We start from the raw sequence: 18172 nt of genomic DNA, 5'->3' as shown, positions 1-18172 counted from the left end.
TCCGTCGGTTGCAACGCTTACACCCACAATATAACATATCGCTTGTCCTCCATTTAGTTGTAAAAAATGACAGCCGCCCGCGAAAAACGGCCGGTCGAGCCGTTATTTTGGGTACCCGGATGCGGGGAATTCGGAGGCAACCTTCTCGAGTACGACCGGGTTATAGTTCTTTCGAATCAATTTTGTCGAAATTCGGCCGAAAGCATTCTTCGAATTTGTGTCGGTGACTTTAGTACCGTTTTTATTGCGCGGGCTTCGTGCCCGTAACGCAACGATGGAAAGTCGGGCAGACGGACGAGACGGAGCCCGCGGAAAGGAGGACGGTCGTGAACGAAATTCGCACGTTGAAGCCGGAAGAGCTGGACGACAGCATCACGTTGTCCTGCTTCGCCTTTCAATACGACGTAACGCCGGAGGAGAGAGAGGATCGGAAGCGGCGGATGAACCCGGATCGGATCTGGGGGTATTTCGTCGACGGACGGATGGCGGCGAAAATGCACATTCACGATATGCGCATGTACGTGCAAGGCGTTCCCGTGCGCATGGGAGGAGTCGCCAGCGTGGCGACGTGGCCGGAGCACCGGCGCCGGGGGATGGTGGCGCAGCTTCTGGAGCGGGGTCTTCGCGAAATGAAAGAGGACGGGCAGACGCTGTCGTGCCTCCATCCGTTTTCGGTGCCGTTTTACCGCAAATACGGCTGGGAGCTGTACGCCGATTACAAGAAGTACGAGCTGACCGCGGGTCAGCTGCCGGCCTTCGATACCGGCGAGGGGCGGATCGAACGGACGGACGGCGACTGGGCGCTGCTGAACCGGGTATACGACAAATACGCGCGGCAGTACAACGGGACGCTCATCCGCGACGAAGCCTGGTGGGTTCACACGGTTTTCAGGCAAAAAGGGAGACAGGCCGCCGTCTACTTCGACGGGACGGGCGAGCCGCGTGGGTATGTGCTGTACAAGGTCAAGCAGCGGGTGATGGACGTCGGGGAGATGGCTTTCTCGGACGAGGCCGCGCGAAAAGCGCTATGGCGGTTCATCGCCAACCACGATTCGATGTGCGATACGGTCAAGCTGACCGCTCCGGCCGACGACGACTTGCCGTTTCTGCTGCCGGACCCGCGAATCGGGCAGGAGACGGAGCCGTATTTCATGGCCCGGATCGTCGATTTCCGTTCGTTCGCGGAGGGATATCCGTTCGTCGCTACGGGACGGGAAGAGAGGCTGGTCGTCAAGCTGGCCGATCCCCTAGCACCGTGGAACGACGGGACGTTCCGCCTGGCCGTCGATCCGTCCGGACGGGCGACGGTCGAGCCGGCGCCGGGTGAAGACGGGACGGCCGTCGCTTCATGCGGTATCGGGACGATGACGGCGATGCTGATGGGGTACAAGCGGCCGCGCTTTCTGCATCGCGCGGGACTGCTCGCGGGTGATGCCGGCGAAGCGGAGCGGTGGGAGCGGCTCGTGCCGGATCGGATCGGATATTTCCCGGACTACTATTAAGCACCGCTGACGGAAGCGGGCTGAGGAGGTCGGATTGATGAAGGTGAAACGAATCGTTGCGAATATCGAGACGAACCGGATCGAGGACGCCGCCCGATTTTACCGGGATGCGCTCGGCCTCGAGCTGTGGATGGACCACGGCTGGATCGCCACATACGGCGCAAGCGGGGAGATGAACGTCCAGATCAGCTTTGCCTCGCAAGGGGGCTCGAATACGCCGACGCCCGACCTGTCGATCGAAGTGGACGACGTCGACGAAGCGCTTGCCCGCATGAAGGAGGCCGGGTTTCCGATCGAATACGGCCCGGCCGACGAGCCTTGGGGAGTGCGGCGGTTTTACGTCCGGGACCCGTTCGGCAAGCTCGTCAACGTTTTGGCTCACGCCGAGTGACTGATTCGAGCGGCGCCTTCGGGTATGCAAGCAAAGGCGTAACCGTGAACGGAGCCGAAAGAGCCCTTCGGGGCTCTTTAAGCTTTCCAGAAACGGTCCCGCAGGGAAAAGCCATCCTTATGCGGCGGGGCGGTCTTCGACCTTCCCGGGCTTTGAAAAGCTTTGATTACGGTCTTGCCGCTTCGGCAAGACCTTTGTTTTTCCGCTTGCCCCACGGTTTTTTGACGGATATCAGCACGACGGTTACCAGTAAAAGCAATTGGCCCGCACCGAAAAGAAGAAGCATAAGCCGGTCATGCAAATACGCAGGGCTGTTAAGGGCGGCCATCCGCTCGGTTAGCGTAATCCGAATGGCATCCTGCACCCAGATGTTGAGTACGCCTCCTGATGCGATAAGGATCAATGCGATCACTTCTTTGGAAATAATCCAATAATATTTCGTCAGCCCCCAATGGGTCCGCACGGACAGGACGATCCCCGTAATGACGACTCCTAACGCGCCCGGAATAATGAGAGCCAGGTCGAAAATATGCATGAAGGAATGCGCCGCGTACAGGAACTCCCCGCTCGACGTCAGGTGAATGAGAACAATCATGACAATCTGGGTACAGCCGCCTCCGATCCACATCGCGGTAAACAGCAGATGGGAAATGAGCCACCCGTTTTTTTGATTTTGCGTAAATTTTTTGGACATGACGCACACTCCTTTTTTTGTTCGGACGTGAAATGGTATAATGGGTTTAGGTGTTTTATCTCTCGAGATAAATTATTTATCTCGCGAGATAAGATAATTATAAGCAGGGAGGTTTTCCGATGTCAACAAACGAAAGGGAAAATCTGCTCCACCTTCTCAATGAACAATTGAGGCATTTCAGCACCGATACCATTTTGTTTCATCAAGCCGTGGCCGAAAAGCTCGGATTAAACTCGACGGACCATAAATGCTTGGACATTATATTGCGGAATCAACCGATTACGGCGGGGAAGCTTTCGGATTTGACGGGGCTGACGACCGGAACGGTTACGGGAGTGATAGACCGCCTCGAAAAAGCGGGGTATGTGTTCCGTGAAAAGGACCCGGAAGATCGCAGAAAAGTGATAGTCCGCGTCCATATGGAAAAGGCGGAGGGCGAAATCATGGCGCACTTGCAATCGTTCGGACAATCGATGAAAGCGATGCTCGAGCAGTATGATAACGAACAAATCAAGCTCCTCTTCGACTTTTTCGAAAGGAGCCGGGATATTACCCGGAACGAGACGTTGAAGCTCAAAAAATAAAACCTAGGGAGAGATGCGATTGGCCGCCGATTTGCCCAGAGACAATGCAAGGCGGACCAGCATCCCCCCCGCGGACGGTTCCAATCGGCATCATTCACGGATCCAAGAATATATTTCTTCCGTGAACTTTTTCGAAATGACCATTCTGACCGACCATGGCAAATAGCGGCAGCACCTCCCCGCATTCGCTCCTCGAGCCGCCTTCTCCGCAAACTTCCGCCAGGGTAGGTATTCCAAGGAGGCTCTTAATGATGAGGAAGAGTAGAAATTCGGGTAGAAGGTCCGCCGTAATTGCCGGGGTGCTGCTAATAGCCGGGTTCGTTACGGGTATAGGAAGCGTCGTTCCGGTTATCGATGGGGCGGATTACCTCGTCGAAGCTTCCGCCAATGGCAGTCAGGTACTAATAGGTGCGTTTTTCCAGCTGTTAATGGTGGCTGCCTATGCCGGTATTCCCATTTTGCTGTATCCGATTCTAAGAAAGCATAATCAAGGCTTGGCTCTCGGATCCGTCGCTTTCGGCATCATTGCGGGTGTGTTCATTATTATTGGAGTCATCGTTCTTCTGCTGCTATTGACCTTAAGCCAAGAATTCGCAAAAGGCGGAGCTCCGAATATATCGTACTTCCAGGTCCTGGGCGGGTTGCTGCGGGAAGGACGCGATTTGGTAAACCATGTGGCAACGACACTGTCGTTTGTATGGGCTATGTTCTTGTTTAACCGCATATTTTACCAGGCTCGATTGGTTCCACGCTGGTTGTCGGTTTGGGGGCTTCTTGGATCGGCATTGTCCATAGCGGCAAGCTTATTGTTTATGATACGCTTCATCGGTCTGGATGCAGCCTACATGATGTTGAACATTCCGATCGCCTTTCAGCAATTGGTTTTGGCGATATGGCTAATCGGTAAAGGATTTAACCCAACGGAACGGGATTCCGTCTCTTGATACCTTATCGAGGGTTTCCGTCTAAAAGCACCGGATTCGGGCAATCGCTCGAAATACCTGCATGTTTTCCCGCTAACGTCCCTCCGTCCGGAACCGTTCCACGTATGGCCCGACATTCGCGCCGATGACAAACACGCGAACGGAGCCGTCCCGCCCGAGCAGCAGAAGCCGCGTATCTCCCGGCGCCTTCGGATCCCACATCGCGTAGAGTTCCTTTACTTCGCCCCGGTACCAAACGCTGTCCGTAAACAACGGCGGCTCGAACGGCACCTTCACGATATAGCCGCTCCGCGGCTCGGGGCGGAGCCCGCCCCAAACGCCGCGGATCGAAGCGATCCACGAGGCGGCCACCCGGCGCAGCTCCGGCGTATTCGGCGCGGTGCGGATCACCTCGCCCCGGCTTACGTCGAACAGCTGCGCGGGCTCGGGCGCCCGACCGGCGCTTTCCGCCGCCGATTCCGCCCCGGCCGACGGCATCCCGGCCGAGACGGCCGCCGCGGCTTCCCCGCCCGGCGCGCATGCAAGCGCCACCGCCAACCACCCTATGAGCAGCCGTCGACCGGCTGCTTGCTTCGCATCGCTTCCGTTCATCCTCGTCTCTTCCTTTCGAATGCGCAGGCCGTACTTGTGCGGCCGTATCTTCCATAGCCGGACATCGTTCGCTACGATTACCGTTTCCCCGACATCGCCGGTTTATGCGGCGCCGGTGTATCGGCCGAAGCCGGTCCGGGCGCGGAATCCGCACAGCGGCGCGGGCGGACGGGCCGTCCGCGGGTCGTAACGGGCGGTACCTCGAGACGGTCTTCGGCGCCCGACCTAGGTCCAGTGTCAAAAACCGTCGCGGGTCCGTTTTGACCGACCCCGGATTCGCCTACAATGAGTACATAAGCGAACGACATACACGAAAGGCGGTGAACACATGAAACTGAACAAAAACAGCGGACTCGCGATTCTTCTGATCGCCTGCGGTGCGCTGATCCTGCTCGGCAAAGTCGGATTCGGCATCGGCCACCTGATGAGCTACCTGCTCCCGGTCGCGATGCTCGGCCTCGGGTACCTCGGAATCCGGAACGGCAGCAAGTTTTTCGGATGGGTCATCTTCGTAATCGGCCTGTTCGCGCTGATCGGCAAGTTTTCCGGCCTGTTCGCCATCCTCTTCGCGGCGGGGCTGATCTACTTCGGCATCACGATCCTGAAGAAGAAGCAAAGCATGCTATAATCGCCCGATATGCCGGTACTTACACATAGATTCGCAATCGAAAAGGAGGATGCCCGATGAGCCTGATGAGGCGGATGAGAGACATCACCGTCGCCACGCTGAACGAGCGGCTGGAGCAGGCGGAAGACCCGATCAAGCTGATCGATCAATACTTGGCGGCTCAAAAGGAACAAATCGTAGAATCGGAGAAGCTGCACTGCCACATGATGGCGCACGCCGGATCGCTTCGCCAGCAAGTCGCTTCGGCGGAGCAATTGAGAGACAAGCGCGAGCAGCAAGCGATGATCGCCCTGAAAGCGGGGGAGGAGCACGTCGCCAAGATGGCGCTTCAAGAGAAGCTGCTGCAGGAAGAGAAGTACGAGCAGTTCAAAGGGTTGTACGAGCAAAGCAAGCAGGCGATCGTCGAGCTGGAGGAGCAAATCGACCAGTACAAGCGAGATTTCGACGAAGTGCTGAGCAAACGGCAATATTACATGGCCCGCCTCGAGTCGGTCCGGCTGCAAAAACGGATGAACGAATCGATGCGCGGCGGCTACCCCGGGGTCAACGGCCGGACGTTCAGCCGGCTCGAGGAGCGCATCTCCGACCTGGAGATCGAAGCAAAGTCGCTGCGGGACGTCCGCCAGCTCGGACGGGAGCTCGCCCATGCGGGAAGCGCGATGCAGCAAACGCTGGAGCATGAGCTGTCCCAGCTGCGCAACAAGCTGGAGAAGGAAGGTTGGTTGAAATGAAGAAGCTGTACCGTTCCCAGCGGGACAAAAAGCTGTTCGGCATATGCGGCGGCTTGGCCGAGCTGCTGAACGTGGACTCGACGCTGCTGCGGCTCGTCATCGTCGTGACGACCTTCTTCACGGGCGGCGCCCTCATTCCGATCTACCTGATCGCGGCGCTCGTCATCCCGAAGGAGCCGACGTTCGACAATCCGCTGATGAGCGGCGCGGGCTGGACGCACTACGGTCACGGCGCCGGCCATACGGGCTACACCGCTACCCCGGGCGGCTACGGCTTCAACGGCGCGGCGGGCTACGCGGCGGCTCCGAAAGCGGCTCCGGCTGCGGTCCCGCAGACGGAATCGAATATCGATCACATGATGAAGGACATCGAGAGCAAAGCGATGTGGAACGAAATACAAGACCTGAAGGCCAAACTGGCCAAATACGAGAAGGGAGACGTGTAAACAATGGGAGTTTTCAAACGGATCAAGGATATGACGAAGGCATCGGTGCATGAGCTGTTGGATAAGGTGGAGGACCCGGTCGTCATGCTGAACCAGTACATCCGCGACATGGAGGAGGAAATCGCTCAAGCCGAAGTGACGGTCGCCCGTCAAATCGCCAACGAGCGCAAGCTGCTGGAGCGGTTGAACGAATCGGTTCGGCTCAGTGCGGACCGCGAGGCGAAAGCGGCCGAGGCGCTCAAAAACGGCCACGAGGCGCTCGCTCGCCAGGCGCTCGAGGAGAAGCTGTACTACGATCAGAAGACGGTCGAATATTCCGACATGCATACGCAATCGAAAGGCCAAGCCGACGAGCTGATGTCGCAGCTGCACGCGATGAAGGACGAGTTCTACAAAATGCGCAACAAGCGCAACGAGCTGGCCAGCCGTGCGGAACTCGCGAAGGCGAAGAAGCAAATGGCGCAGGTGACGACGACGAATTCGATCGAATCCGGCAACGCGTCCCGCGGCTTCCAACGGATGGAGGAGAAAATCATCCAGCTCGAGGTCGAAGCCGAAATCGCCCGCACGCCTTACGTCCCGGCGTCCGCGCTCCAATCGGTCAAGACGATCGACGCGGCGAAGCAGCAAAAAATCGACGAGCAGCTGCTCGCATTGAAAGAAAAGCTGTCCGTGAACAGCGCAGCCGCCGAATAATCTTTTGAAGCGGTAGACGAATTGTGATATTCTAATCAGGGAACAAAGCCATAGGGCGGAGCGAAACGCGCTATGGCTTTTCCCGTATACCGCTTCGGGCACAAGGCGAACGCAAAGGAGGTGCGGCAATGGAAAATCGCAACCGCAACACGGCAATCGTGCTCATCGCGGCGGGGCTGTTCATCTTGATCGAGCATTACGTCAGTTTTTTTACCATTGCCGCCCTGTTGTTCATCGCCCTCGGCATCTATAAAATCCGATCGTCCCCGGACAAGACCGGTTATGTGCTGCTCGCCGTCGGAGTCATACTCGTGTTCAGCAGCCACTTCACGTTTATCCTGTCCGTGGTGCTTATCTCGCTCGGACTGTTCTATATGAAGTCGAAGCAGGCGCACCGGGACGATTCCTACACCCAGAAGCAGAGCATTCTCGAGAGCTTCAAGCGGGACAAGGAGCCGTGGGAGCTGAAAAATACGAGCATGTGGAACGTAGTCGGCGAGATCTATATGGACATGTCGCTCGTCATGCTCGACCAGAAGGAAACGACGATCGTCCTGCAAGGCGTGTTCGGGGACGTCGACATCGTCGTGCCGGAGTTTCTCGGCGTCAGCGTGCAAGCTTCCGCGCTCGTCGGGCAAATCAACGTCGGCAACGAGAAGGAGACCGGGCTCGTCAACAAAGTGGTTTGGCAATCGCCGAACTACGAGACGAGCGATCAAAAGGTGAAGCTCCTGGTGTCGTATCTCGTAGGGGATATCGACATCAAGATCGTATAAATAGACTGCGCATCGGGTTGCGAGGAGGGTCGGGCTTGAACAAAAAATTGACGAACATGATATGGCGCAGCATGGGCGAGTCGATCCTTCTCAGCCTTTTTTTGTTCGGTACGGTCGTTTACGTGCTTAATTATTACGGTTACATAAGGCCGTTCACCGATTGGAAGGAAGGCATCAAGATCAGTCTTATTCTGATCGGCATCGTCGCCGTGACGGGCGCCGGATACGGCTATTGGGCGAGCAGCCGGACGACGCGCCGGCTCGAGCTGCTGCAGGACGCGATGCTGCATCTGGAGAAAGGCAACTTCCGGCCGATCCCGCCGCTCGGCCAGGACGAAATCGGGCGTATCGCCGACCAGCTCGGCCGGATCAGCACGAAGTGGGAGGAGCAGGTCACGTCGCTCCAGCGGCTGTCGACGAACAACGCCGAGCTTGCGGAGAAGGCGAAGCTGACCGCGGTCGTGGAGGAGCGGCAGCGGCTCGCGCGAGAGCTGCACGACGCCGTCAGCCAGCAGCTGTTCGCGATCTCGATGACGGCGACGGCGGTCGGCCGGACGCTGGACAAAGATTTCGACCGGGCGAAGCGGCAAATCGCGCTGATCGAGGAGATGTCCTCCGTCGCCCAGTCGGAGATGCGGGCGCTGCTGCTCCATCTTCGGCCGGTCCATCTGGAGGGCAAGCGTCTGTCGCAAGGGCTCATCGAGCTGCTGCAGGAGCTGCAGGCGAAGGTGCCGATCGAGATCGCTTGGGATATGGACGAGGGGATCCGGCTGCCGAAAGGCATCGAGGACCATCTGTTCCGGATCGTGCAGGAGGCGCTGTCGAACACGCTGCGCCATTCGAAGGCGACGCAGATGGAGCTGAAGCTGTACCGGCCGGGGGACAGCATCCGTCTCTCGATCCGCGACAACGGCGTCGGCTTCGAGCTGGACGAGAAGAAGCACGCGTCGTACGGCCTGCAGTCGATGAAGGAGCGGATCAACGAGGTCGGCGGGTCGATCCAGTTCGTCACCGCGCCGGGCAAAGGAACCCGGATCGAAATCCGCGTGCCCATTTTGACCGAAGAAGATGGAGGAGGAGCAACCGATGGAATCGGAGATCAAAGTGCTGTTGGTGGATGACCATGAAATGGTGCGCATCGGCTTGGCGGCCGTGCTCGGCACCGAGGACGGAATCGAGGTGGTCGGCGAAGCGAGCAACGGCGCGGAAGGCATCCGGCTCGCCCAGGAGTACAATCCCGACGTCGTCCTGATGGACCTGGTCATGGAAGGGATGGACGGCATCGAGACGACCCGCAAGCTGCTCCAGCAAATGCCGCATATCAAGGTCATCGTGCTGACGAGCTTTTTGGACGACGAGAAAATGTACCCGGTTATCGAAGCGGGCGCGTTCAGCTATTTGCTCAAAACGTCGCGCGCCTCGGAAATCGCACAAGCGATCCGTGCGGCCGTCAAAGGACAGTCGGTGCTCGAGCAGCAGGTGGCGGCGAAGATGATGAACCGGTTCCGCCAGCCGAAGCCGGCCGCCGAGCCGCATCACGAGCTGACCGACCGGGAAATGGAAGTGCTGCGGCTGATCGCCGCCGGCAAATCGAACCAGGAAGTGGCCGACGAGCTGTTCATCGGCATCAAGACGGTCAAGTTCCACGTCACGAACATATTGGCGAAGCTTGGCGTCGATGACCGGACGCAGGCGGCCATTTACGCGTTCAAGCACGGCATCGCCGAATAAAGGGGCTCTTCCGGCGTCCCGTCGGTCCGGCGGGCGGAACGGAACGCGAGGACCGGATCGGACCGATTGTTTTCGCAAACCGAGTCTTTAAGAACGACAGGGACGTTTCATCGCCGCTTGCTCACGCCTTCCGCACGCTCTCATCTCCGGTGAGGGCTTATTGGCGTTTGACATGAAAATATATGTTATATACTATGATCTATAGAATGTGCAGCCGCTTAGCGGAAATACGCCGACGAAGGACGGAGTTGTCCGATGGACCGACCGAATACGACGCCGCTCATTATCCAGAAGCAGAACATTAGCGAAGAGCTGGTCAAATATATCAAGCAGCAAATTATCGGAGGAGAGCTGAACCCGGGCGACCGGATCGTGGAGACGAAGCTGGCACGAGAGCTCGGCGTCAGCCAGACGCCGGTGCGGGAAGCGATTCGGCATCTGCACGGGGAAGGGATCATCACGATCGTGCCGAACAAGGGTCCGATGGTCCGCACGTTGGATATGAAGGACGTGTTCGAAATTTATTCGGTGCGCTCGATGCTGGAAGGGCTTGCGATTCGTCTCGCCACCAGGAACGCGACCGACGAGCAGATCGCCGAGCTGGAATCGTTCTACGAGCAGATGAAGCGGAAGCTGCATGACGATTCGGTGAAGTTTTTGCTTCACGACTCGTCGCATATTCACCGCACCATTATCGAGATGTCCAACCATACGCGGCTCATCTCGATGTATCAATCGATCTCGTTCCAAATTTCGCTCGTCAACCGGCTGCTCGGCACGAAGTCGACCAAGCGCAAGGAGGTGGACGAGCATTTGGAGCTGATCGAAGCGCTCAAACGGCGCGACCCGGATCATGCGGAGGAGACGATGCGCCGTCATATTTTCCGGTCGTACCGGGAGTTCGTCCAATTGAACGAGCAGAAGGAGCAGCCCGTCGAATACGACGAGAAGCTGTGGCTATGACAGGCCCTTGGCGGGAGCCTGTCTTTCTTTTTGTTCGGGCCTCGAACGAAACGAGTCGGGTTCATATGGAACCTTTTCATTGGATTAAATCCAATCGCAGGTCGGAGTTTGCTCCGGTCGAGGTTCGGCTATTGGACAAATCCAATCGGGCGAGAAAGAGGTAAGGGAAAAGACGGACTACCGGTGATCCTCTTCCATTTGAAGGTTGTCATTTGGTTCTCGGTGATTGCTTGATTTAGAAAATAGACGATTGACGATATAATATATATTATATATAATCTTTGATGTGAGAACACCGAAAGCCGAAAGGGGCTGGCTCCTGATGATGCACAATTCGCTGTTGATCCGCGACTTGTTGAAAAGCGCGAACGGCAACCCGCTGCATCGCGGACGTCGCGATCCGCACCGTCTGTATAAGGCCGGAGTAGAGGCGGTCGAGCTCGAAGAAGGACGGATTGCGCTTCGGGGAAGCTGGAGCGTTTCGCTCGCCCCCGGCAGCAAGCCCGGTTGGGCGGAAGCGGCCGACGACTTGCGCGACGGGCTCTCGAAGCTCAGCGTACGGATCGACGCAACCGCTTCCAATACGGTGACGCTGTCGGTGGACGAAGCGCTGCCCGACGGGGCGTTTCGCCGGACGGCACGCCCGCATGCCGTCACCATCGGCGCGAAGGACGCCCGGGGACTGTGGGCGGGCGTCGTCTACACGGAGCGGGAGATCGCCGTCCGGGGTTCGGCGGTCATCGACGCAGGCGACATCGTCAAGACGCCGTCGTGGCCGGTGCAGATCAGCCAGGCTCCGTTCGGCTCGAACTACTTGGTGCCGGACCTGTCCGCCGACTATTTATCCGACGATGCGTTCCGGATGCTCGCCCATTTCGGGGCGAACGGGATGACGATTTACGGGGATTGGCTCTTGTACGTCCGGAACGAGAAATACCCCGAGCTGAGCAGCCCCGACTACGAGCGGAACATCGCGACGCTGCGCGATGCCGTCGACCGGGCCGGGAAGTACGGCGTGAAGCTGTATTACGTGGCGGTCAGTCCCAAGTTCGCCGAAGACCATCCGCTGTTCGTCCGCCGTCCGGGCTTGAAGGGAGCCAGAATCGCGCCGGGACAGTCCGGGACGAAGATCCATAATCTGTGCTCCTCCGACGCGGAGGCTTTGGAGCTGCACGGGGAGACGATGGCGAGCTTGTTCCGGGAGGTGCCGGAGCTCGGCGGACTGATCCTGATCATAGGCGGGGAATCGTACTATCATTGCTTTATGCGTCCCGACAAGACGGGGCTGCCGGCCGGAACGAAGACGAATTGCCCCCGCTGCGCGGCGCGCAAGCCGGAGGACGTGGTAGGCGACCTGCTGCGGGTGACGGGGGAGGCGGTTCGTGCGGCGAACCCGGACGTTCCGGTACTTGCATGGCCGTACAGCGCGTTCGCCTGGTCCGGCGACCCGGCCCAGCTCGAGCTGCTGCGCGGCATGGCGCCCGAGGTCGGGCTGCTGACGACGATCGAGAAGGACCAATGGTACAAGAAGGACGGCTATTCGAAGCAAATATGGGACTACAGCGTCGATTACACCGGCCCTGCGGACAATACGCTTCGACAGGCGGAGGTGACGCGGGAACGCGGACTGCGGCTGTTCATCAAGCACGAAACGGCGCTCGGCCTGGAATTTATCCAGTTCCCGTACGTGCCCGCCTTGCAGCGGCTCGGAGAGAAATGGGCCAACGTAAGCGGGCTTCGGCCGGACGGGGTGCTGCAATCGTGGATGTTTTTCGGCATGTGGGGATCGAGAGCGGAGGAGTTGGGCTGGTGGACGTCGTGGCGTCCCGATGTGCCGCAGGCCGAGGCGATCGAGCGAATGGCCCGCCGCGACTTCGGCGCCGCCGCCCCTGTGCTGATCGAGGCGTGGCGGGCGATGAGCGAGGCGGTCTCCCGTCTGCCGTGCATTCCGACTTATTTCAAAGGGCCGGAATTTATCGGGCCGGCGCATCCGCTGCTATTCGAGCCCGACGAGCCGGTGCCGGAATTGTTCCATTGCTACTTGTACTACTTGCAGGAGCTGGAGGAGACGTTCTCCACGACGGTCAGCGAGGTGAAGCATTCGCTCGTCCTGGAGAAGCTGCCGGTCGCGTACTGGTCGTCGATCGTGCGGCCGGACGAAGGGCGGGAGCTCGTCCCGCTCATGCTGGACGAATACGAGGCGGCGGCCGCGTGTGCAGCCCGTTCTTACGCGCTGGTCCGCGACTTGCCGGAGCCGGACGACGATGCCGGCCGCATCGCGCTCGCGGAGGAGAAGCTGCTCATCGAGGCGGTAAGCCGCACGATGGCGACGATGCGGCATTCGTACCGGTTTCTGCGGGCGAAAGCGGAGTATGCCGATCGCGGCGACCCGGAGGCGATGCGGGATATGGTCGCGGCGGCGTCCGCCGAGCTGGACAACGCGCGGGCGGCGAGAGCCGTCTGGGAGAAGGCGCCGTGGCTGAACATCGGCTTGCGGGTCGACGGCAAATATCCCGACAATCTGGAGATGCTGGACGCCAAAATCGCCATGCTCGAGCGCGGGCTGGCCGTGCGAGCGGAAATCGCCGCGGGAGCGTCGCCGGCTTCGGAGGAGCAAGGAGGACGGTATGGCGACTGAAGCGCTAGGGCACGGCGGGGACGAGAACGAAAGCGGGATTCGGCAGGCGAACGGGAACGGGGACGCATCCGTGCCCGGGAACGGCAAGCATCCCGCGCTTCCCGTCTTGGAAGACATGATCCGCATCCAAAGCGTAAACCCGTACTTCGACGAGTCGGGAGAAGGCGAGCGGGCGATGGCCGACTACGTCGAGCGCCGCTGCCGGGCGGCGGGACTTGCGGTGACGAGGCAGAATGTGTTTCCCGGCCGGGACAATCTCATCGTCGAGCTTCGCGTCGGCAAGCCCGACAAGACGCTGCTGCTCGAAGCCCACATGGATACGGTAACGCTCGGCGGCATGCCGGACGCGCTGATGCCGACGTACCGCGACGGTCGGCTGTACGGCCGGGGCGCTTGCGACACGAAAGGCTCGCTCGCCGGGATGTTGTACGCGATGGAGCGGGCCGCCCGCAACCCGGAGGCCGTCGGCGGCGATCTCGTGCTGTGCGCGTCGGTGGACGAGGAGCACGCGTACAAAGGGCTGCTCGCCTTCCTCGAGCTCGGCTTGCCGGTCGCCGGCGCCGTCGTCGGCGAGCCGACGGAGCTCGGCATCGCCGTCGCGAACAAAGGCTGCGTCCGCGTGGCCGCAACGACGCACGGCAAGGCGGCGCACAGCTCGATGCCCGCGGAGGGCGACAGCGCGATCATGCAGATGATGCGCGTCCTCCGCTTCATCCGCGAGCGGCTCGAGCCGGAGCTGGCGTCGCGCGCGCACCCGCTGTGCGGCAGCCCGACGATCGTCGTCGGGACGATCCGCGGCGGGACGCAGATCAATATCGTGCCGGACCGGTGCGTCATCGAGATCGATCGGCGGATCATCCCGGGCGAGCGACCGGAAATCGTCGAGCGGGAGCTGGCGGAACGGCTGCGTCGGGAGCTTGCGCCCGAAGGCGTGAAGCTGACCGTCGAGCGGCTGCTGCTCGACTGGGCGCTCGACACGCCGCACGATGCGGCTATCGTGCGGGCCGCACAAGCCGCGGCGGCCGCGATCGGCCTCGACGACAACCTGCGCGGCGTCACGTACGGCTGCGACGCGAGCAAGCTGCAGGAGCTGAAGGGCATCCCGTCGATCGTCTACGGGCCGGGCTCGATCGCTCAGGCGCATACGAACGACGAATGGGTGCCGGTGTCCGACGTGGAGCGGGCGGCGGAGTTTTATTGGCGGCTCGCGCAAACGTTCGGGCGGCTGTGATCTACGGATTGGGAGGAGCATCCTCATGCGGCTGTCAACGCGCGTTCATCTGGTCGGAAGCGGGCGGCACGGCCTGCAGACGACGCATTGGATCGATTGCAACGTTTATTTGCTGGACGGGGGTTCCGAATGCGCGCTCATCGACGCCGGCGGAGGCGTGGAGCCGGAGTGGATCGAGGCGAATATCGCCGCGGCGGGCGTGGCGCCCGAGAAGATCGGGAAGCTGCTCCTCACGCACGTCCACGGCGACCATGCGGCCGGCGCCCGGCATTTCCGCGACCGGTACGGGGCCGAGGTGATCGTGGCGGCGGAGGCGGCCCCGTGGCTGGAACGAGGGGACATGGAGAAGAACAGTCTGCGGGCGGCGATCGCGGCGGGCGCATACCCGCAGGACTACCGCTTCCCTCCGTGCCCGGTCGGGCGCACGGTCGCGGAAGGCGACCGCATCCGGGTCGGCGAGCTCGAGCTGACCGTGCTCGATACGCCCGGCCATTCGCGCGGACACGTCAGCTACTTGTGGGACGGCGGGGACGGCAGAGCGATTTTCGCGGGAGACGTCGTTTTCGCCGGGGGGAAGATCGTCCTCCAGTCGACTTGGGACTGCCATATCCAGGATTACGCGGCGACGACGGCGAAGCTGCACGACCTCCGTCTCGACGTCCTGTACGCCGGACACGGCGCCCCCGTCATGAAGGAAGCGTACCGGCACGTCGAGCGCGCCCACGAATGCTTCCGGCGGCTCGATCTCCCTCCGAACCTGTAACCCCTGCTTCGACAAAAGGAGGCGCATGCAATGGAAGCCTTAATCGACCGGTCCGCCTTTCTCGGCCTGGATCAACGCACCTGGTTTTACGGCGGGGCCGAATCGCCTCCGCTGCGCGGCATGGCGGAAGCGGCGAAAGCCTATATCGCCAACCGCGCGAACGGCCCGGACGGCCGTCTGCAAAACGCCGAGGTGGAGCTGGCCTGCAAGCGGAATATCGCCGCCATGCTCGGAGGAAGGCCGGAGCAAATCGCCATTTTGTCGAACGCCTCCGAGGCGATCTCGATGATCGCGACGTCGGGCGATTTCCGCGCGGGCGACAACATCGTCCTGCACGATCTCGAGTTTCCGTCGGGCGTCCTCCCTTGGCTTCGCTTGAAGGAGTCGGGCGTAGAGGTGCGAGTCGTCCCGAGCCGCGAATGGAACGTGACGGCCGACGATTTGCTTGCGCCGGTGGACGAACGGACGCGGATGGTCGTCACGAGCCACGTGAGCTACATGTCCGGAGCGCGGATCGATTACCGAAGCGTATACGCCGGGCTGAAAAAGACGCAGGCGCTGCTGCTCGTCGACGCGACGCAGTCGCTCGGCGTCGTGCCGATCGATATGAACGAGGCCGATTTCGTCGTGGCGAGCTCGTACAAATGGCTGCTCGCCGGGCACGGAGCCGGCATCCTCGCGGTCAACCCGGAGCGGGCCGGCCGGTTCCGGCCGCGCTACGTCGGCTGGCGAAGCGTCGAGGACATGTTCAGCGAGAGCCGGTTCGAATCGTTCCGGTTCATGCCGGACGCGAGACGGTTCGAGGGCGGCTACCCGAGCTACCCGACGCTGTACGCGATGAAGGCGTCGACCGAGCTGCTGCTGTCGGTCGGCATCGACAACATCGAGCGCCACGTCTTGGCGCTGGGCGGCGAGCTGATCGCAGAAATGAAGCGGATCGGCTTCGCCCCGATGACGCCGCTCGCGCCGGATCGGCGGGCCGGCAACCTTTCGTTCGTCTGTCCGGACGGCGAGCGGCTCGCCGAGACGCTCCGCAAGCGGGGGACGTACGTATGGGGCGGCGACGGCCGGCTGCGCGCCTCGATCCATCTGTACAACGATTCGAACGACGTGGCCACGCTCGTCCGCCAGCTGTCGGCGATCGCGGAGGAGAACGCGTCCTGACGAAGGGTGCGATCGTACGGGAACGGGGGGCTGTTATGGATGGACGCGATCCGCTGACAACGGGAACGAAATCCAATAACGGAAACCGAGGCAAGTCGGGCGAAACGGTATGCCGGTTTGCGGCAGGAGGCCATCCGAGATGACAAAGATGAAAGCGTTGGTATGGACCGATGCGGAGCGGATGGAATGGCGGGAAACGGAGCTTCCCGCGCGGAAGCGGGGCGAGGTCACGGTCCGGGTCGAGGCGGTCGGCATATGCGGGTCGGAAATCGAAGGCTACTTGGGCCATAACAGCCTGCGCGTGCCGCCGCTCGTCATGGGCCACGAGTTTTGCGGCACGGTGGTCGAGGCGGACGGGGAGACAGGTGCTTCGGGAGCGGAAGCGCAAGGGGTGGCGAATTCCGGGGGGAGGGCGGCCGAAGCGGCGGTCCCCCTTCCGGACACCGTTTGTCCGCCATTGGCGGTCGGGCAGCGGGTCGTCGTCAACCCGCTCTCCGCGTGCGGCGCGTGCCCGTCGTGCCGTCGGGGGCTGCCGCAGCTGTGCGCGCAGCGGTCGCTCGTCGGCGTCCACCGGCCGGGCGCGTTCGGGGAACTCGTCCACGTTCCCCGCTCCGCGGCCGTGCCGGTGCCCGCCGGCATGAGCCCGTTCCGCGCGGCGCTCGCGGAGCCGCTTGCCTGCTCGCTGCGGGCGACGCGCCGGGCGCTCGAGCGGCACCCGTTCGCGGGCGCGCTCGTGTTCGGCGCCGGCGGCATCGGGCTGCTGTGCGCGATGACGGCGAAGCGGCTCGGCGCGTCGCGCGTGCTGATCGCCGACACGAACGCGAAGCGGCTCGCGATGGCGGCCGCGCTCGGCGTCGGCGAGACGGCGAACCCGCGCGAGGAGGACCTCGCCGATCGCGTGCGCGACGTGTTCGGCGCCGGGGGGCTCGACGCCGTCATCGACGCGGCCGGCTTTCCGCCTACGCGGGAGGCGGCGATGCGGCTCGTCCGGCCGGGCGGGACGGTGATGAACATCGGGCTCGGCATCGACGGGACGATGCTGCCGATCAACCATCTTATCCGCAGCGAGATCGAGGTGCTCGGGTCGTTTTGCTACTCGAATCAAGATTTCCACGATGCGGTACGTCTGCTTACGGAGGGGCGCATCACGGAAGAAGGGTGGACCGAGGTGCGGCCTTTGGCGGCGGGCGGCGAGGCGTTCGCCGATCTCGTGGCGGGCCGGGTCGACGTCGGCAAAATCGTTTTGCAGCCGTAGGTGGAAAGGGGGCGGCAAGGCGAGGCGCGGATTTAACGTGCAAATGTACGCTGGTTTGCGAGCACGCGCCGATTGACGGCAAATAAGGTACAAACGCGCACCATCCCGGCACCGCCGCGCTAGCCGCCATCCCGGCAAGGACGCGGGATACGAAGCGCTCCCGCTCGTCCCGATCCTCACATCAAAAGCCGCCTCGTCGGGCGGCTTTTGACGTTCCCTGCGGTTCCCGGTACAATAGCCATAAACAAGGCGGGCGAACGACCGCCGCATACAGTGGGGAGAACGGATATGAACGGTACGCAGTGGACGGTGCTGGTCGTCTTTTTGGCGGCGACTTTAGGGTTTCTATGGGTCATGAGCAACAAGTGGAAAAAGTAGAGGGAACGGCGGAGGGAAGACGTTTCACCAACCGCAAGGCTCCCACATACACTACCGTATAGCTTG

Annotated in this window: 19 protein-coding genes; 17 read left to right on the top strand and 2 right to left on the bottom strand. The window is 61.2% G+C overall.

The genetic code is table 11. The annotated features are described in order from the left end of the window. Window positions 1-326 precede the first annotated feature (326 nt). Both DLM86_RS27905 and DLM86_RS27900 read left to right on the top strand, forming a co-directional pair. The gene (locus DLM86_RS27905) at window positions 327-1502 is read left to right on the top strand and encodes a GNAT family N-acetyltransferase (protein ID WP_245954975.1); all 1176 of its coding nucleotides are present in this window, start codon (window positions 327-329) and stop codon (window positions 1500-1502) included. A 37-nt stretch (window positions 1503-1539) separates the two neighbouring features. Continuing rightward, complete coding sequence (locus tag DLM86_RS27900) at window positions 1540-1893, top strand: VOC family protein (RefSeq protein WP_110843352.1); 354 nt, start codon at window positions 1540-1542, stop codon at window positions 1891-1893. Between the two features lie 166 nt (window positions 1894-2059). On the opposite strand, the gene DLM86_RS27895 is transcribed toward DLM86_RS27900, so the two are convergent. Beyond that, window positions 2060-2587 carry a hypothetical protein gene (locus tag DLM86_RS27895; RefSeq protein WP_110843351.1) on the bottom strand — a complete coding sequence of 176 codons (528 nt, stop codon included), beginning with the start codon at window positions 2585-2587 and terminating at the stop codon, window positions 2060-2062. Between the two features lie 119 nt (window positions 2588-2706). Here DLM86_RS27895 and DLM86_RS27890 point away from each other — a divergent pair, with 119 nt between their 5' ends. Beyond that, window positions 2707-3171, top strand: a complete 465-nt coding sequence (locus DLM86_RS27890; protein ID WP_110843350.1) for a MarR family winged helix-turn-helix transcriptional regulator — start codon at window positions 2707-2709, stop codon at window positions 3169-3171. Between the two features lie 248 nt (window positions 3172-3419). Continuing rightward, a complete protein-coding gene (locus DLM86_RS27885) occupies window positions 3420-4115 on the top strand; it encodes a DUF4386 domain-containing protein (protein ID WP_110843349.1) in 696 nt (231 codons plus the stop codon). Window positions 4116-4187: 72 nt separating this feature from the next. Here the strand turns inward: DLM86_RS27885 and DLM86_RS27880 are convergent, their stop codons facing one another. After that, window positions 4188-4706, bottom strand: coding sequence for a hypothetical protein (locus tag DLM86_RS27880; protein ID WP_110843348.1), 519 nt, complete (start codon window positions 4704-4706; stop codon window positions 4188-4190). Between the two features lie 328 nt (window positions 4707-5034). Here DLM86_RS27880 and DLM86_RS27875 point away from each other — a divergent pair, with 328 nt between their 5' ends. The 13 genes from DLM86_RS27875 to DLM86_RS27815 all read left to right on the top strand — a co-directional run bounded on the left by DLM86_RS27875 (window position 5035) and on the right by DLM86_RS27815 (window position 17728). Beyond that, window positions 5035-5334, top strand: coding sequence for a LiaF transmembrane domain-containing protein (locus DLM86_RS27875; RefSeq protein ID WP_110843347.1), 300 nt, complete (start codon window positions 5035-5037; stop codon window positions 5332-5334). A gap of 56 nt (window positions 5335-5390) precedes the next feature. Beyond that, entirely contained in the window at window positions 5391-6065 is a 675-nt protein-coding gene (locus DLM86_RS27870) for a PspA/IM30 family protein (RefSeq protein WP_110843346.1), read from the top strand. Beyond that, entirely contained in the window at window positions 6062-6511 is a 450-nt protein-coding gene (locus DLM86_RS27865) for a PspC domain-containing protein (RefSeq protein ID WP_110843345.1), read from the top strand. Before DLM86_RS27870 ends, DLM86_RS27865 begins: the two co-directional genes overlap by 4 nt. A 3-nt stretch (window positions 6512-6514) precedes the next feature. After that, window positions 6515-7207 carry a PspA/IM30 family protein gene (locus DLM86_RS27860; RefSeq protein ID WP_110843344.1) on the top strand — a complete coding sequence of 231 codons (693 nt, stop codon included), beginning with the start codon at window positions 6515-6517 and terminating at the stop codon, window positions 7205-7207. 128 nt (window positions 7208-7335) lie between these two features. Next, window positions 7336-7983 carry a cell wall-active antibiotics response protein LiaF gene (liaF, locus tag DLM86_RS27855; RefSeq protein ID WP_110843343.1) on the top strand — a complete coding sequence of 216 codons (648 nt, stop codon included), beginning with the start codon at window positions 7336-7338 and terminating at the stop codon, window positions 7981-7983. Window positions 7984-8039: 56 nt separating this feature from the next. Continuing rightward, window positions 8040-9104, top strand: a complete 1065-nt coding sequence (locus DLM86_RS27850) for a sensor histidine kinase (protein ID WP_110843368.1) — start codon at window positions 8040-8042, stop codon at window positions 9102-9104. After that, window positions 9070-9714, top strand: coding sequence for a response regulator (locus DLM86_RS27845; protein ID WP_110843342.1), 645 nt, complete (start codon window positions 9070-9072; stop codon window positions 9712-9714). Before DLM86_RS27850 ends, DLM86_RS27845 begins: the two co-directional genes overlap by 35 nt. Window positions 9715-9969: 255 nt before the next feature. Continuing rightward, window positions 9970-10677, top strand: coding sequence for a GntR family transcriptional regulator (locus DLM86_RS27840; RefSeq protein ID WP_110843341.1), 708 nt, complete (start codon window positions 9970-9972; stop codon window positions 10675-10677). Between the two features lie 322 nt (window positions 10678-10999). Then, window positions 11000-13315, top strand: a complete 2316-nt coding sequence (locus DLM86_RS27835) for a hypothetical protein (RefSeq protein ID WP_110843340.1) — start codon at window positions 11000-11002, stop codon at window positions 13313-13315. Beyond that, window positions 13305-14546 carry a M20 family metallopeptidase gene (locus DLM86_RS27830; RefSeq protein ID WP_110843339.1) on the top strand — a complete coding sequence of 414 codons (1242 nt, stop codon included), beginning with the start codon at window positions 13305-13307 and terminating at the stop codon, window positions 14544-14546. The genes DLM86_RS27835 and DLM86_RS27830 overlap by 11 nt, the downstream gene beginning before the upstream one ends. 25 nt (window positions 14547-14571) lie before the next feature. Beyond that, window positions 14572-15309, top strand: a complete 738-nt coding sequence (locus DLM86_RS27825; protein ID WP_110843338.1) for an MBL fold metallo-hydrolase — start codon at window positions 14572-14574, stop codon at window positions 15307-15309. A gap of 30 nt (window positions 15310-15339) precedes the next feature. Then, window positions 15340-16473 carry an aminotransferase class V-fold PLP-dependent enzyme gene (locus DLM86_RS27820; protein ID WP_110843337.1) on the top strand — a complete coding sequence of 378 codons (1134 nt, stop codon included), beginning with the start codon at window positions 15340-15342 and terminating at the stop codon, window positions 16471-16473. A 139-nt stretch (window positions 16474-16612) separates the two neighbouring features. Further along, window positions 16613-17728: a zinc-dependent alcohol dehydrogenase gene (locus tag DLM86_RS27815; RefSeq protein WP_245954973.1), complete on the top strand. Its 1116-nt coding sequence runs from the start codon at window positions 16613-16615 to the stop codon at window positions 17726-17728. Window positions 17729-18172: the final 444 nt, after the last annotated feature.

This window comes from Paenibacillus flagellatus (assembly GCF_003217775.1).
GTDB classification, from domain to species: domain Bacteria; phylum Bacillota; class Bacilli; order Paenibacillales; family NBRC-103111; genus Paenibacillus_AB; species Paenibacillus_AB flagellatus.
Note: the sequence above shows the minus strand (reverse complement) of the source record. Positions and strands in the feature narration are given on the sequence as shown.

What these genes read in the sequence shown, in the direction of transcription:
- DLM86_RS27835 (WP_110843340.1), top strand. Translation starts at nt 11,000, where the DNA reads ATGATGCACAATTCGCTGTTGATCCGCGACTTGTTGAAAAGCGCGAAC.
- DLM86_RS27820 (WP_110843337.1), top strand. Translation starts at nt 15,340, where the DNA reads ATGGAAGCCTTAATCGACCGGTCCGCCTTTCTCGGCCTGGATCAACGC.
- DLM86_RS27875 (WP_110843347.1), top strand. Translation starts at nt 5,035, where the DNA reads ATGAAACTGAACAAAAACAGCGGACTCGCGATTCTTCTGATCGCCTGC.
- DLM86_RS27830 (WP_110843339.1), top strand. Translation starts at nt 13,305, where the DNA reads ATGGCGACTGAAGCGCTAGGGCACGGCGGGGACGAGAACGAAAGCGGG.
- DLM86_RS27880 (WP_110843348.1), bottom strand. Translation starts at nt 4,706, where the DNA reads ATGAACGGAAGCGATGCGAAGCAAGCAGCCGGTCGACGGCTGCTCATA.
- DLM86_RS27825 (WP_110843338.1), top strand. Translation starts at nt 14,572, where the DNA reads ATGCGGCTGTCAACGCGCGTTCATCTGGTCGGAAGCGGGCGGCACGGC.
- DLM86_RS27815 (WP_245954973.1), top strand. Translation starts at nt 16,613, where the DNA reads ATGACAAAGATGAAAGCGTTGGTATGGACCGATGCGGAGCGGATGGAA.
- liaF (WP_110843343.1), top strand. Translation starts at nt 7,336, where the DNA reads ATGGAAAATCGCAACCGCAACACGGCAATCGTGCTCATCGCGGCGGGG.
- DLM86_RS27870 (WP_110843346.1), top strand. Translation starts at nt 5,391, where the DNA reads ATGAGCCTGATGAGGCGGATGAGAGACATCACCGTCGCCACGCTGAAC.
- DLM86_RS27860 (WP_110843344.1), top strand. Translation starts at nt 6,515, where the DNA reads ATGGGAGTTTTCAAACGGATCAAGGATATGACGAAGGCATCGGTGCAT.
- DLM86_RS27845 (WP_110843342.1), top strand. Translation starts at nt 9,070, where the DNA reads ATGGAATCGGAGATCAAAGTGCTGTTGGTGGATGACCATGAAATGGTG.
- DLM86_RS27900 (WP_110843352.1), top strand. Translation starts at nt 1,540, where the DNA reads ATGAAGGTGAAACGAATCGTTGCGAATATCGAGACGAACCGGATCGAG.
- DLM86_RS27885 (WP_110843349.1), top strand. Translation starts at nt 3,420, where the DNA reads ATGATGAGGAAGAGTAGAAATTCGGGTAGAAGGTCCGCCGTAATTGCC.
- DLM86_RS27895 (WP_110843351.1), bottom strand. Translation starts at nt 2,587, where the DNA reads ATGTCCAAAAAATTTACGCAAAATCAAAAAAACGGGTGGCTCATTTCC.
- DLM86_RS27865 (WP_110843345.1), top strand. Translation starts at nt 6,062, where the DNA reads ATGAAGAAGCTGTACCGTTCCCAGCGGGACAAAAAGCTGTTCGGCATA.
- DLM86_RS27890 (WP_110843350.1), top strand. Translation starts at nt 2,707, where the DNA reads ATGTCAACAAACGAAAGGGAAAATCTGCTCCACCTTCTCAATGAACAA.
- DLM86_RS27840 (WP_110843341.1), top strand. Translation starts at nt 9,970, where the DNA reads ATGGACCGACCGAATACGACGCCGCTCATTATCCAGAAGCAGAACATT.
- DLM86_RS27850 (WP_110843368.1), top strand. Translation starts at nt 8,040, where the DNA reads ATGATATGGCGCAGCATGGGCGAGTCGATCCTTCTCAGCCTTTTTTTG.